Source organism: Paenibacillus sp. MER 180 (assembly GCF_023713665.1).
GTDB classification, from domain to species: domain Bacteria; phylum Bacillota; class Bacilli; order Paenibacillales; family Paenibacillaceae; genus Paenibacillus_B; species Paenibacillus_B suaedae.
Genome location: NZ_JAMAVT010000014.1, coordinates 25,185 through 38,104 on the forward strand (window position 1 = coordinate 25,185; position 12,920 = coordinate 38,104).

Here is a 12,920-nt window from a genome sequence, read left to right on the forward strand (position 1 = left end):
AGTTATCTCATGAGTGAAAAGCTATGGAAAATCAATGGCGTTGAGATATGCACAGAGAGTTTCGGCAATCCGAATCATCCACCTGTCTTGCTGATTATGGGAGGCATGTGTTCGATGATCTATTGGGACGATGAGTTCTGCCAAGGTTTGGCTGACTCGGGCCGTTATGTGATTCGATTTGATAACCGAGATGTGGGACGTTCAATTATTTATCCAACTGGGGAATCCCAATATACGGTGGTGGATATGGCTGATGATGCAGTCGGGGTGCTTGATTCATATGGGATTGACCAAGCGCACATCGTGGGATTATCACTAGGTGGCATGATTGCACAGATCATCGCAGTAAAACATCCGCAAAGAGTTCTAACGATAACTTTGATTGCCTCAACAATCTTTGGATCTGATGATATCGACAGGGGGTTGCCTCCAATGGATGAGAAGATTCTTGCTCATCATGCAGATGCAGCAACACTGGATTGGTTGGATGAGGAGGCGGTTGCAACATACTTGGTTAACGGCTCTCGACTGATGTGCGGTACCAAGCATCGCTTCGATGAGCATAGAGCGTATAAGCAAGTAAAACGCGAGATCAAACGAGCGAATTATCTAGTCAGTATGTTGAATCATGGACTACTGAAAGGTGACGATGCATACGAAGGAAAGTTAAAGGAAATCCATGTACCTGTTTTGGTTATTCACGGCACGGGTGATACAATTCTTCCCTTGGAACATGGTGTTGCACTTGCTAATGAAATACCAAATGCATCCTTGTTGACGGTTGAGGGAATGGGGCATGAAGTACACTTAGACGATTGGGGTACGATTATTAAAGCAATATCGAACCATACATTGTTGGCGTGATCGTGAATGGCAGTCAAATTGTTAACTTACGAAATAATAGAGCGCAACACATGGTTTGTAACTAGATAGTGCCTTTTAGAGTGTCCTTTTGTTTCATTAGGGCACTCTTTTTTTTAGAGGTTGGGGAACTGAACGTCGCTGCTTCAAGAGCCTGCTGACTGATTTTACATTATGGGAATTTTTAAGTGATAAAAAGCAATAGCGGCAGCCTAAGACTGTATTTTTCAGTTGGAGACTGCCGCTGGTTTTATATTGAAGTCAATGTAACACTTTATTTCCTATAGACATCTGTTTCATCAGCCTGCCGGAGGCAGGTCGGTCAGCATATCCGCTAAGTCGAGAAAAAAATCTCCCGTATTTTTTAGGCCCAATCCAACGATATCGAGATGATCCCAGGAATCCATGAGTCCTAAGTAGTTCCATTTTCCAATCTGCGGCTTTCCTTGGTAAGTAATGATTTGATCGTTTGATCCGTTTTTCGGGCCGTCCATGGAAATCGTATTTACCAGCCCATCATTTGGCCACCATTCCTCATCAATGACTACATGCCCTGGGGAATCGTACGAAAAGGAACCGACAAAATAGCTCGGCGGCAGCAATAACGGATTCATCATCAGCTTTGGCGCATGCCATCCCGATAGCGGGATACGATATGATTTGTTGGTGGCGATCGAGGAATAATAGACGCTCGGATTTGCCTGTATTTGCTCGTTGAACTGTTTGGCCCCGTCAGGACTTAAATCCCACAGTGAGCTGTCTTTTGATATTCTCCAAAATTTACTGTTAATTACCCGTTGGAAATAATCGAAAAAGGAATCATCGGGCATTCGCTTCAATCCCCATTGATCCAATTTGAAATCATATAGGGGGTGCTCTGCATTGCCAGAAGCTGCGGCAATCAAGCCAATCAGCTGGTGGATGAAGGGTATGACTCCCTCTACAAAATGCGTGAAGCTGGTGCCATCATGCGGCGCGGCGAGGGAAACGAGGCTGCTAACATACGGAAGTGGTTGATCACTGAACAACGGGGATAGATCAGATGCATCGGTGACAGCACGTTCAGCAGCATCTCCTTTTTCCATTAGATGAATCAGCATGCGTGCGGTTTGTCCTCCCATGCTGTGTCCAATTACATGAATTTGCTTCGGACGCCCCGTATTCGGGTCGATCTCTCCCCATGATGGATACATCCCTTCATACGATCTGCCATATCGCTCGTGACCATACAGTTCCGAGTGGGCTTGACCGTAATCTACGGTTCCCCCTTTAATTTGTGCATACAACTCACAGGCACGATCCCAATTGCTCGATACCGTCCCTATCGCAGCTGTATATACGGAATGACCGTGTTTCCTTAATTGTTCTTGAATATCGCCCAATCCGCCCCAGTATTTAAACGAAAACATTTCGTCTCTTCCCCAGCCTCCAAATCCATGAACCAGCACGATAGGGAAGTCATTGTTAGCAATGGCATTGTTGACAATGGCATCGTCGGCCTGCGCGTGAACAGACGGCAAGTTGTTAGGAAGAATAGAGTAAAAAAGAATAAAGAGTAGCAAAATGCAGCTTGACAGTTTACGGATCATAAAATGCCTCCTATCTAATTTTGTAATCGCTTTCAAATACAGTTGCTCTCAAAATTATTCTATTCTTTCTGTTCTAGCATTGCTGGATTCATGAAGATACAAAAGGAGATTTTTGTGGTGTGTTGACGGAATGGCGTGTTGAGGGGGACAGCTAGCATGATGTTATACATTTACATTTACCATATAAACCTATTATTTACAACTATGTAAATTAAATATTTGCTAGTAAATAGCTTTTTGAAGCATTTGTCATCCAGTGATAGTTTTGGAGAGTTGATTAGCGAGGAGTGCGAAAGAAGCAGATATAAAAGGGAGTAAAGAATGGGCTGAATCCACTAGCAACGATAGGGAAACGGTACAAATGCATTTGGGAAAGGGGCTGCTGAATGAAAAAATGGAGCCATCTCTATGCCATTGTTCAATGACCTGTGAGACGGCTCCATCCTTGTATGCTCCGGGGAGGTTGCGGTGGAACTGAGGTTTTGCGCTTCCGTAGCGAGCTTCGTGTTACGAAAGCTGCTTATAGCAGCGAAGGTGAGGTTGCAGAGCAGCGGGCAGCAAAGGGGAGTGATTTCCAAACTGGGGCGTTTAGTTAATTTAGCTCTATGTTCAAAAATGGGTTTGAAACGGTTCCCCTTACGTGAACTGCTCTGCCTCCGTCGAGTCTGTGTAGGCGGTTGTAGATGAAATACCGCCCGAAATCGCTTGTGCCACCTCGTCGAAGTAGCCTGTGCCGACCTCGCGCTGATGCTTAACCGCTTCATAGCCGAGCTGTTCCAAGGCGAATTCAGCCTGCTGCAGGTCGGAGTAGGCGGCCATGCCGCGCTCCTTGTAGCCTTGCGCCAGCTCGAACATGCTGTAATTGAGTGCGTGGAAACCGGCTAGCGTCACGAACTGGAACTTGTATCCCATACGTCCAAGCTCGTGCTGGAAGCCTGCGATTGCCTCATCGTCCAGCTTCTTCTTCCAGTTGAAGGAAGGCGAGCAATTATAAGCGAGCAGCTTGCCTGGATATTTGGCATGGATCGCCTCGGCAAATAGCCGTGCTTCATCGATATTCGGCTCGGACGTCTCGCACCAGACGAGATCTGCATATGGTGCATAGGCGAGACCGCGTGCAATCGCTTGTTCAATCCCAGCACGCGTATAATAGAAGCCCTCCGGAGAACGCTGTCCTGTCAGGAATGGCCGATCGTACGGATCGACATCGCTCGTCAGCAGTTGGGCCGCATTGGCGTCAGTACGTGCGATAATCAAGGTGTCCGTACCCATAACGTCGGCAGCCAAGCGGGCTGCAATCAAATGACGAATGGCTTGCTGCGTAGGCAGGAGCACCTTGCCGCCGAGATGCCCGCACTTTTTCTCCGAAGATAGTTGATCTTCGAAGTGTACGCCTGCGGCTCCTGCTTCAATCATCGCCTTCATGAGCTCGAATACATTGAGCGACCCTCCGAATCCTGCTTCGGCATCTGCCACGATCGGGGCAAAAAAGTAGGTTTCGTTTTTGCCTTCCGCATGTTGGATTTGGTCGGCCCGCTGGAGGGCTTGATTAATCCGCTTCACGACCTGCGGCACACTGTTGGCCGGATATAAGCTCTGATCGGGATACATATGACCCGACAGGTTAGCGTCTGCGGCTACCTGCCATCCGCTTAAGTATATGGCGGGCAGGCCAGCTTTTACCTGCTGCACGGCTTGATTCCCCGTCAATGCTCCAAGCGCGGGCACGAATTCTTCGGTATGCAGCAGATGCCAGAGCCGTTCGGCTCCCATCTGGGCTAACGTATGCTCCACCTGGACAGAACCGCGAAGCCGGATCACTTCATCGGCAGAATAGGTACGCGTTACGCCTTCCCACCGTTCTCCTTTCCATTTCGTCTCCAATTGTTGAATCGTATGCTTATCCGTCACGGCAGCCATCTCCTCATATTCAATGATTTCATCCCAGCAATTCATAGCCCATCACCGTCAAAAACTCGCTGCAAGTTTCTTCGCTAATCAAATTTACGAACAATTGCTTCGCCTCAGTGAATCTGCGGCCCGCGAAGTCATCTTGGCCGATTGACTCTTCAATCTTGGACATTTCTTCTTCCGTCAGCTTCAACACAAGCTCAAGCGTGATGTCGTTTCCATTCGTAAGCCGGCCTTCCGGATGACGAATCCATTGCCACACCTGAGTGCGCGATATCTCAGCCGTTGCTGCATCCTCCATAAGATTGAAGATCGGTACGGCGCCGAATCCCCGCAGCCATGCTTCGATATATTGCAGACCGACACTGATATTCGTCCGCAGTCCCTGCTCGGTAATTGTGCCTTCTGGTAAAGCGAGCAGGTCGCTTGCCGTGACACGGACATCTTCGCGCTTTTTCTGAAGCTGGTTCGGCCCCTTCATCTGTTCATTGAATATTTCCATGGCGATCGGAACGAGTCCAGGATGGGCGACCCAAGTTCCATCATGGCCGTCATTTGCTTCGCGTTGCTTATCGGCGCGCACTTGCTCCATTGCCTTCGCGTTAGCCTCGGCGTCATTCCGAATTGGAATTTGGGCTGCCATGCCGCCCATGGCATGCGCATCGCGTTTGTGACAGGTACGGATGACGTACTGCGTGTACGCCCGCATGAAAGGCACGGTCATCGTGACCTGTGAACGATCGGGGAGCAGCGCATGTCTATGACGGTTCAGCCGTTTAATGAAGCTGAAGATATAGTCCCAACGACCGCAGTTCAAGCCAGCGCTATGCTCCCGCAGCTCGTATAAAATTTCATCTGCCTCAAATGTGGCCAGAATCGTCTCGATGAGCACGGTTGCTTTAATCGTTCCTTGAGGGATGCCCAGCTCTTGTTGGGCAAACACGAATACATCGTTCCATAGTTTTGCTTCTTGATGGGACTCCAGCTTGGGAAGATAGAAATAAGGTCCGGATTGATTCTCGATGAGGGTACGAGCATTGTGGTAGAAATAGAGTCCGAAGTCGACAAGGCTGCCTGAGGCATTTTCTTCGCCTATGCGAATGTGTTTCTCCTCCAAATGCCAGCCGCGAGGACGAATTAACAGGTAAGCGGTTTGTTCGTTCAGGCGGTAGGCTTTGCCCTCTGGGCTCGTAAAGGTGATCGTGCGGCGGATGGCATCGCGCATATTGATTTGGCCGCGGATCGAATTGTCCCATGTCGGGGAATTGGCATCTTCGAAGTCGGCCATGAAGCCTTTGGCGCCGGAATTGAGCGCATTGATGACCATTTTTGCATCCCCGGAGGGGCCAGTTATTTCCACCCGTCGGTCTTGGAGATCGGAAGGCACAGGGGCGACGCTCCACTCACCGTCCCGAATGTGCCTCGTCTCCGGCAGGAAGTCGGGGAGTTCGCCGGCATCCAGTCGGCGTTGGCGCTCGGCACGGTCAGAGAGAAGCTCTAATCTGCGGGCATTGAACCGTTCATGGAGCTTTCCGAGGAACTCGAGTGCCCCAGGCGTCAAAATCTCGGCGTACGGTTCAGGCATGTGACCGAGTACAACAATTTCCTTGCAATTGTTAGCGGGCATTTTGGACATGACTAATTACCTCCCTCTGCTGAAAGCCGGACTCAAATAGGCGGCTTGCAAAATATTCGTGATCGAGTCTTGTTCATTGAATTCGTAATCCAGGCTGCCGCTTCCGTTGCAGCGCAGGCAAGGCGTGATGCCATGCCCTTGGCATGAGCCACATTGGTGGCCGCTCTCCTGTTTTCCGTGTCCTTCGCATTCCAAACATTCCATTTCTCCATTGCCATGACAGTAGTAGCAGTCCATTCCAAACGCCTCCTGAGTCATTAAATTTATCTGTTATAATACAGATTTATCGTTCGTTGATCTGTATTATAACAGAGCTTCTGAGAATGAAAACCCCCTTTTTTAAGAAAATTTTCCATAAACAAAGGTCAATCCCAATAGGGGTGCGGCTTTTTGCTGCAAAAAATATTTTTTATTTCCACCTGCCCGGCAAAAATTCTATTCTCAAAAAAAGGTCGCAGAGTACCCGGCGGTTTGCCGATTCTCTGCGACCTTTTGGTATATTTTTTATTTATTTTCCTTCCTCATCGGCCGAGGGACCATAGAGGCCTGGCAGCGGAATATCGAGTAACCGCAAATAAACCCCGAGCTGTGCTCGATGATGGATCATGTGGCTTATTCCGAATGTGCGAAGCGCGATCGCCCGCGGCTGGCGCAGGATGATATGGTCACCGTTTCGCAAAGTCCATTCCTGGCCAAGCGCGTTCTCGTCACATTCAGCTAACAACCTTTCAAGCTCCACGACATTTGCATCGAATTCCTTCAGCACGTCTTCACGTTTTTCCAAAGCTTCTCGACGATTCGGCACGGTTGAAAGATCGAATTCCGGGTAACGAAAAATTGCGATTTGCCAATTCAGCAGGTTAATCAGGTGCGTGGCTAGCCCGCCTAACGACATCGATTTCACATGCGGCTTCCACGTCAAATGCTCTTCGGGTAAGCGCTCCAGTATGCGGCGCGTAATGGCCAGTTCTTGCAAGGCATCTCCGACGATTAATTGTTTTACCATGGATTTTTCCTCACTCCTTCTATGGCTAGAATACTATACAACCAGTCGAATGGAAAAGATCCCCTGAAAGCATTTTGACATACATTTGCAACATCAAAACTTGTTGGATATGATTATCCAGCAGAGCGTTTCTAGTGTAATAGAACAATAATCCCTACAGTTGATAAATGGACGCCACTAAAGCATTGAAGGATAGGAATTGGTGTACAGTGACAATAATGTTATGTAAAAATAAGTTTTCATTTTAGGAGAGAGTGACATGGAAGTTTTTGCGGAATTTTTAGAGAAGATTGAGCACCCACAGCATCGTGATCGAACAGAAGAGGTTTTGGCTTGGATCATTCAGAAATTTCCGAATTTAAGGCCCAAAATCGCGTGGAATCAGCCTATGTTTACCGATCATGGTACATTTATTATTGGTTTTAGTGTATCCAAAAATCATTTAGCTGTTGGCCCCGAAAGGGCTGGGATTATTCATTTTTCTGATGAAATTGAGCAGGCTGGCTATGAACAGACGAAGCAGTTGTTTCGTATTCCGTGGAGTAGTCCGGTTCCTTTCTCATTACTTGAGAAAATGATTGCGTTCAATATTTTGGATAAGGCAAACTGCTCAACCTTTTGGCGAAAATAAAGGAAGAGGACGCAACCCAAGCGAAGGCGAGGGAGCGTCCTTTTTTTAGCTCCAAGTCAAAATCAAGTTGTATCGGCCCCGAGCAGTTCCAACGCCAGCCGGATGTGGGGTTGCTCGCACTTCTCAGTTAAAAAACAGGCGTAGCCCTTGATAATTGGTAACTCGACAGGCAGAGGGATTTGATACAGCCTATTCGACTGGAGATACGGATCAGCCATCGATTTCGGCAAAAAACCGAAAACAGAATTGCTCAATAGCATCGTGAGCATAATGGACGAATGGTCTGTTTGAAGAGCCGGAATAAAACTTGGCTCAACAAGGGAGGCGAACCATCCCGTGAAAGGCTTGCCCCAATCGATGTGGCAATAAGTCGGCGCGGAAAAATTGGGTTCTCGGAGCTCAGCCGATCCATCAGCAGATACAAGGATTATTTCGTCTTCGAAAAGCAACCGTTTCGAAATGCTTTGATGGTCGGGTGGATCCAGCTTGATTGCAAGGTTGACAGTCCCATCAAGCAGCAAATCACGAATCATATAACTCGGGTCGATATAGCTCAAAAATTTGACCGCGACATGCGGATTCTTATCTCTGAAGTCGAGAATCCGATTCAAGTATCGGTAGTGCCATACGGAGCCAGGGCCACTCACCACGATATGTTCCCGATATTGTTCGGACAGTGACAATTTGCTTTCTTGAATGAGCTGGAGCATACGTTCAGCGTAGGGGAGAAAAGTGGTACCAGATCGCGTCAGCCTCACGGATCGATTGTCGCGATCAAACAGACGCTTGCCAGTAGATTGTTCCAACGCCCGAATTCTCGCCGTCACAGCGGATTGGGAGATGTGCAGATGTTTGGCAGCGATGGTAAAGTTGAGCGTTTGACAAACTGCAATAAACGCTTCCAAATGAGAAGGATCCATTCGCGTTCCTCGATTCGATTTATTTATTACTGCAACGCTTAAGATTTGTTATACAAATCATTCTAGGCAAACTATACTTCTATTACAAGATATTTATTGCAAAGAATACTTGGTATAGGAGGCCATAAATAATGAAAGATGCGTTGTTACATATTGAACTAGTGAACAATATTGACGATTATATCGAGGAGCTTGCAGACCTTCTCGTACAAGTTGTAGAAGACGGAGCTTCAATTGGCTTCTTACCACCGATCTTGCATCGTGAGGCTCGGGATTATTGGGCTAACCTCTTGAATCCGGACATAAAGTTATGGATTGCTGTGCAGCATGAACATGTGGTAGGTACTGTGCAGCTCCATTTCTGCGGTAAACCGAATGGTAATCATCGCGCGGAAATTGCAAAATTGATGACGCGGCCACAAGCTAGGAGAACGGGAGTTGGTCGTGCACTTATGCGTACAGTGGAAGCAGCAGCATGGAACGATGGCCGCACGTTGCTCGTACTCGATACGCGAGAAGGAGACCCGTCAAACCTATTGTATCGTTCTATCGGATATCAACAGGCGGGAATAATCCCATCCTATGCGAGATCGGCAAATGGAAATCTCGATGCGACGGTTCTTTATTACAAGCTACTTGAACTGAATGCCTAAGTATGGACGAAGAAATAAGCGGCGGATTTATCTCTATAGATAACAATATTCCCCCCCTTGAATGCCAAGGGGGTTATTTTATGCTCTCTTTTTATTTTGTTCATGATAGTAGCATCACGTGAAATGGAATAGGTTTGGTAATACGGATGACTGAATTGTATATTTTACCAGTATGTGTTTTTGATGTATAATTAGCAATTATAACCATCTCATTTCGGTCCAATTCCAAAGCAAAGTAAAGAGGAGATGGCGAAGCATGAAGAGATTTGGCATTCTTATTTTAGCTGCTACCTTAGGGGCAGGCTTCAGCAACAGTGTACATATTCAGGCAGCGGCAGCGGAACAAACTTCAATCAAAATCCCAACGAATTTGGCTTTAGGCGGGAAGGCAACGGCCAGCGGAGAGTACGCGCCACATCAAGGTAAGGATAAGGCATTCGATCAAGATATTTTTTCAAAATGGTTGACGTTCAACAGCCCGGCATGGCTGCAATACGAGTTTCCTGACGCGAAAGTCGTAACCTCATACTCGATTACTTCTGCGGAGGACGAGCCATATAGAGACCCAAAAAGCTGGGTGTTAAAAGGCTCCAATGACGGGACAAGCTGGACCCAACTGGACGTGCAGCAGAATCAAAGCTTCACCTCTCGGCATCAAATGAAGACCTATTCATTTTCCAATAAGACAGCGTATAAATTTGTGAAATTCGATAACTTTCATAATCAAAATGGAAGCGGAATGCTGCAGGTATCCGAAATCAAGCTATATGATGGGAGCTCAAAGGAATGGAGTACGACCAAGCCTGAGGTTGCGGCCAGCGGAGAAAATAAGCCTAACAATACCAAAGAGAATCTGGTGGACGGGACTAGCGTTACAAAATGGTTAACAAAAGATAATACCGCATGGCTCACATTCGATTTCGGCAAGTCGGTGACGATCGATGGTTACTCGCTTACGGCAGCTGATGATAGACCTGAACGCGACCCTAAAAGTTGGGTTCTTCAAGGATCGAACGATAATAAGAACTGGACTAGTATAGACAAGAAAAGCAATGAGATTTTCAAGGTTCGACATCAGCGTATGTATTATCTCCTAGATAACAATACCGCAGCTTATCAATACTATAGACTCAGCAATATGAAAAATCATAGCGGAAACTCTATGCAATTGGGTGAGGTCGAATTCTCGCGTTCGAATGATATCGGACATGCCATCAACCCGAAAATCGAAGTACAGATCCTTGATTCAAAGGGCATAGGTAAAATATTCAAGAAAGCTCTTCCCAATGCAGAAAAAGAAATATTGGCAGTCGCACGTAAAGTACATGAGATGTTATACAAGAGTCCAGCCGATGCGCCTGTAGATGTCAAAAAAATATTAGTTACGATAGTAGACTCTCCTGAAGGTGTAGCCTGGACATCGGGAGATGCTACGCTGAAGACAGTAGGCTTCAGTGCGCAGTATCTGCAAAAGTTTGTAGAGAGCCCTGCCAAATCGCTGCGCGACGAAATTATTGGAATCCTTTATCATGAAATCGGTCATGTTTATCAATATAGTAATTTTGATGTAGAGGCAATAGCCGATAGCTTGCGCTATAGAGCGGGATACCATGACCGTTATAGCGCGAGAAAGGGAGGAAGCTGGGAGACGCATGGGACAGCGAATTTCCTTCGCTGGATAGAGGATACGAAAAAACGAGGCTTCATTCGTGAACTAAATGCGACCCAGATCCCTTACAACACTGGAGGAGAAAACGAAAAAAGATTGTGGAAAGAACGTCAAATCAAATTAATTACCGGAACAGACGTGCAGACGCTTTGGTCACAGTATCAAGCGTCACTTCCTAATTAGGAGCACGATTTGTCTTAGCTAAATACACATACAAAGACGGATTGAATGCAATATCGCGAAACTCATATCATTAAAAAAATGCCCCCTTGAATGTCAAGGGGGTTAATTTTATGAATTGATCTGACGGGGAATTTTAGTCGTTGATTGGAAATTCTTTATTAAAGAATACAATAGATTTGATTCCCTTATCATTTATCACATTTTTAAAAGTTTTGTTCGTAAACATTTGCCCAGTTATAAGATCCATACTAACTGATCCGGTAAAAAAGTTTGTCGTCTCTGAGGTGCCATCTTTATAGTTTATCGTGATAGGGAAGTTATCCAAAGATTTACCGTCAATTACTCCTCTGTCAGGGGTATTGGAAATCTCCTCTAGCGAATTACTCTCAAGCTTTAGCGTAATTGAAATTGGCGAGATGGATATCGTTTTTAATACGGCCTTATAACCATACATATCGATGTCTTGGTCGATCTGATACACGTTGGAATATTCTTTGAAATCCAGCTTAACTGTGGTTTTCCAAGTTCCTGGTATGATCGTTTCAAAATCTTTCGTGAGGGGATTTCTGATTTGCAAGTTCTCGAATTCGAAATCAAATGTTCGTCCGGCTAATGAGTTTTTAGTCGTGATTTTCATGATCAAGCTGATGTTATTGTCATCCGGATGTCCGTCATCTAGCACATCGAATCCCGAACTATATCCGAACCTATCTTTCCCCGACCTATCATAGCGAAGATAGGTACTTTCAAAACGGTATTCATCTGCATCTAACACAGTACCTTCTGGAGCAGTAAAATTCATGAGGATAAAGGTTCGATTACTGTCGCCGACGACTTGTTTCATCGTAAGCGTGCCATTCTCGTTTTTAATATGCTTATCGATGACATAGGCGCCATTTGATAAAAATTGTGCCTGCTCCTGGTTTGCGGGCTTCAGGAATTTTAAAAATGCATCATCCAACCCGATATAGGCCGCTGCCAAAGCTGTTGTCGTCAAGCAGCCTATCAGGATGGCACACAGCAGCGCGGGTCTTAAACGTCTCGCAGGAGTAAACCTGCTCTGTCTTTTCGCTTCGTTCTGGCTATGTACGACAATGTTATGAAACATTTTCTCTTTTTGCTCCGATGTCGGCGCAAGAGCCTCAAATAGCCGATTAATCTGATTGTCGCTCAAGATAATTCCCTCCCAAGTCCGCTTTAAGGAGCTTCCGGCCTCTGGCTAGCTGTGTTTGAATCGTGCTTTCCTTGTATCCTATCAACTCTGATATTTCCTTTATCGAGTACGTCTCGTAGTAATAAAGGTACAGCACGGTTTTGTATTTTTCGGGAAGTGACAGCAGCCTTGCGAGCATTTTTCCAGATGCCTCCTGACCATTCCAAGAGGAAATCTCCGGTAGGGACTTTGCATCGACGCGCCGGGATTTCCACCAATGCTTTAATACGTCTTTACAGTAATTTCGGGTGGTTACCAAAAACCAAGCCTTTTCGTGTTCATGGTCATTGAATACCACCTGAGATTGAATAAGTTTTATAAATACAGATTGAACAGCGTCTTCTGCATCAGCGGGATTTTTCAAATAGATATAGCTCAGCCTGTAAACTACATCTACATGCCGTTGATAGAGTTCGGCCAATTCCTTATCCGTACGCAATAAAGAATTGCTTTCCATTTTTTCGCCTCCTATATACAACACGATCGGGAGCTCGAAAATATCCCATTCCGATAAAATTTTTAACAGTTATCAATTTTATCGACTGTACCTGCCTTGCTTATGAAGTACAACTAGGTAACCGCGAACAACGATAAGGAAAGGGAATATGATATACTCGGAGGAATATTTTAGATAGTTTATTTTTATAT

12 protein-coding genes are annotated in these 12,920 nt (G+C 46.1%); 4 read left to right on the plus strand and 8 right to left on the minus strand.

Annotation, left to right across the window (positions count from 1 at the left end; all coding sequences use genetic code 11):
* Nucleotides 1-9: 9 nt before the first annotated feature.
* On the plus strand, nucleotides 10-864 hold the full coding sequence (mle, locus tag M3661_RS21195) for an alpha/beta fold macrolide esterase (protein ID WP_065290127.1): 855 nt from the start codon (nucleotides 10-12) through the stop codon (nucleotides 862-864).
* A 296-nt stretch (nucleotides 865-1,160) separates the two neighbouring features.
* On the opposite strand, the gene M3661_RS21200 is transcribed toward mle, so the two are convergent.
* From M3661_RS21200 to M3661_RS21220, 5 genes are all read right to left on the minus strand, one after another.
* A complete protein-coding gene (locus M3661_RS21200; protein WP_251488323.1) occupies nucleotides 1,161-2,450 on the minus strand; it encodes an esterase/lipase family protein in 1,290 nt (429 codons plus the stop codon).
* A 636-nt stretch (nucleotides 2,451-3,086) separates the two neighbouring features.
* The gene (aceA, locus tag M3661_RS21205) at nucleotides 3,087-4,370 is read right to left on the minus strand and encodes an isocitrate lyase (protein WP_251488547.1); all 1,284 of its coding nucleotides are present in this window, start codon (nucleotides 4,368-4,370) and stop codon (nucleotides 3,087-3,089) included.
* Nucleotides 4,371-4,389: 19 nt separating this feature from the next.
* A complete protein-coding gene (aceB, locus tag M3661_RS21210) occupies nucleotides 4,390-5,997 on the minus strand; it encodes a malate synthase A (protein WP_251488326.1) in 1,608 nt (535 codons plus the stop codon).
* 6 nt (nucleotides 5,998-6,003) lie between these two features.
* A complete protein-coding gene (locus M3661_RS21215; protein ID WP_021254037.1) occupies nucleotides 6,004-6,234 on the minus strand; it encodes a hypothetical protein in 231 nt (76 codons plus the stop codon).
* 271 nt (nucleotides 6,235-6,505) lie between these two features.
* Nucleotides 6,506-7,003, minus strand: a complete 498-nt coding sequence (locus tag M3661_RS21220) for a DinB family protein (protein WP_065289998.1) — start codon at nucleotides 7,001-7,003, stop codon at nucleotides 6,506-6,508.
* A gap of 259 nt (nucleotides 7,004-7,262) precedes the next feature.
* Here M3661_RS21220 and M3661_RS21225 point away from each other — a divergent pair, with 259 nt between their 5' ends.
* On the plus strand, nucleotides 7,263-7,634 hold the full coding sequence (locus tag M3661_RS21225; protein WP_065289999.1) for an iron chaperone: 372 nt from the start codon (nucleotides 7,263-7,265) through the stop codon (nucleotides 7,632-7,634).
* A gap of 62 nt (nucleotides 7,635-7,696) precedes the next feature.
* On the opposite strand, the gene M3661_RS21230 is transcribed toward M3661_RS21225, so the two are convergent.
* Nucleotides 7,697-8,554, minus strand: coding sequence for a LysR family transcriptional regulator (locus M3661_RS21230; protein ID WP_065290000.1), 858 nt, complete (start codon nucleotides 8,552-8,554; stop codon nucleotides 7,697-7,699).
* A gap of 131 nt (nucleotides 8,555-8,685) precedes the next feature.
* Between M3661_RS21230 and M3661_RS21235 the strand changes: the two genes are divergently transcribed.
* Both M3661_RS21235 and M3661_RS21240 read left to right on the plus strand, forming a co-directional pair.
* Nucleotides 8,686-9,207: a GNAT family N-acetyltransferase gene (locus M3661_RS21235; protein WP_251488329.1), complete on the plus strand. Its 522-nt coding sequence runs from the start codon at nucleotides 8,686-8,688 to the stop codon at nucleotides 9,205-9,207.
* 256 nt (nucleotides 9,208-9,463) lie between these two features.
* Nucleotides 9,464-11,059 (plus strand): basic secretory protein-like protein, encoded by a 1,596-nt coding sequence (locus M3661_RS21240; RefSeq protein WP_251488332.1) that lies wholly within the window; start codon nucleotides 9,464-9,466, stop codon nucleotides 11,057-11,059.
* 133 nt (nucleotides 11,060-11,192) lie between these two features.
* Here the strand turns inward: M3661_RS21240 and M3661_RS21245 are convergent, their stop codons facing one another.
* Both M3661_RS21245 and M3661_RS21250 read right to left on the minus strand, forming a co-directional pair.
* On the minus strand, nucleotides 11,193-12,233 hold the full coding sequence (locus M3661_RS21245; protein WP_251488335.1) for a hypothetical protein: 1,041 nt from the start codon (nucleotides 12,231-12,233) through the stop codon (nucleotides 11,193-11,195).
* Nucleotides 12,214-12,729 carry an RNA polymerase sigma factor gene (locus M3661_RS21250; RefSeq protein ID WP_251488338.1) on the minus strand — a complete coding sequence of 172 codons (516 nt, stop codon included), beginning with the start codon at nucleotides 12,727-12,729 and terminating at the stop codon, nucleotides 12,214-12,216. Before M3661_RS21250 ends, M3661_RS21245 begins: the two co-directional genes overlap by 20 nt.
* Nucleotides 12,730-12,920 lie beyond the last annotated feature (191 nt).

What these genes read in the sequence shown, in the direction of transcription:
- M3661_RS21215 (WP_021254037.1), bottom strand. Translation starts at nt 6,234, where the DNA reads ATGGACTGCTACTACTGTCATGGCAATGGAGAAATGGAATGTTTGGAA.
- M3661_RS21225 (WP_065289999.1), top strand. Translation starts at nt 7,263, where the DNA reads ATGGAAGTTTTTGCGGAATTTTTAGAGAAGATTGAGCACCCACAGCAT.
- M3661_RS21235 (WP_251488329.1), top strand. Translation starts at nt 8,686, where the DNA reads ATGAAAGATGCGTTGTTACATATTGAACTAGTGAACAATATTGACGAT.
- M3661_RS21230 (WP_065290000.1), bottom strand. Translation starts at nt 8,554, where the DNA reads ATGGATCCTTCTCATTTGGAAGCGTTTATTGCAGTTTGTCAAACGCTC.
- M3661_RS21200 (WP_251488323.1), bottom strand. Translation starts at nt 2,450, where the DNA reads ATGATCCGTAAACTGTCAAGCTGCATTTTGCTACTCTTTATTCTTTTT.
- aceB (WP_251488326.1), bottom strand. Translation starts at nt 5,997, where the DNA reads ATGTCCAAAATGCCCGCTAACAATTGCAAGGAAATTGTTGTACTCGGT.
- mle (WP_065290127.1), top strand. Translation starts at nt 10, where the DNA reads ATGAGTGAAAAGCTATGGAAAATCAATGGCGTTGAGATATGCACAGAG.
- aceA (WP_251488547.1), bottom strand. Translation starts at nt 4,370, where the DNA reads ATGGCTGCCGTGACGGATAAGCATACGATTCAACAATTGGAGACGAAA.
- M3661_RS21240 (WP_251488332.1), top strand. Translation starts at nt 9,464, where the DNA reads ATGAAGAGATTTGGCATTCTTATTTTAGCTGCTACCTTAGGGGCAGGC.
- M3661_RS21220 (WP_065289998.1), bottom strand. Translation starts at nt 7,003, where the DNA reads ATGGTAAAACAATTAATCGTCGGAGATGCCTTGCAAGAACTGGCCATT.
- M3661_RS21250 (WP_251488338.1), bottom strand. Translation starts at nt 12,729, where the DNA reads ATGGAAAGCAATTCTTTATTGCGTACGGATAAGGAATTGGCCGAACTC.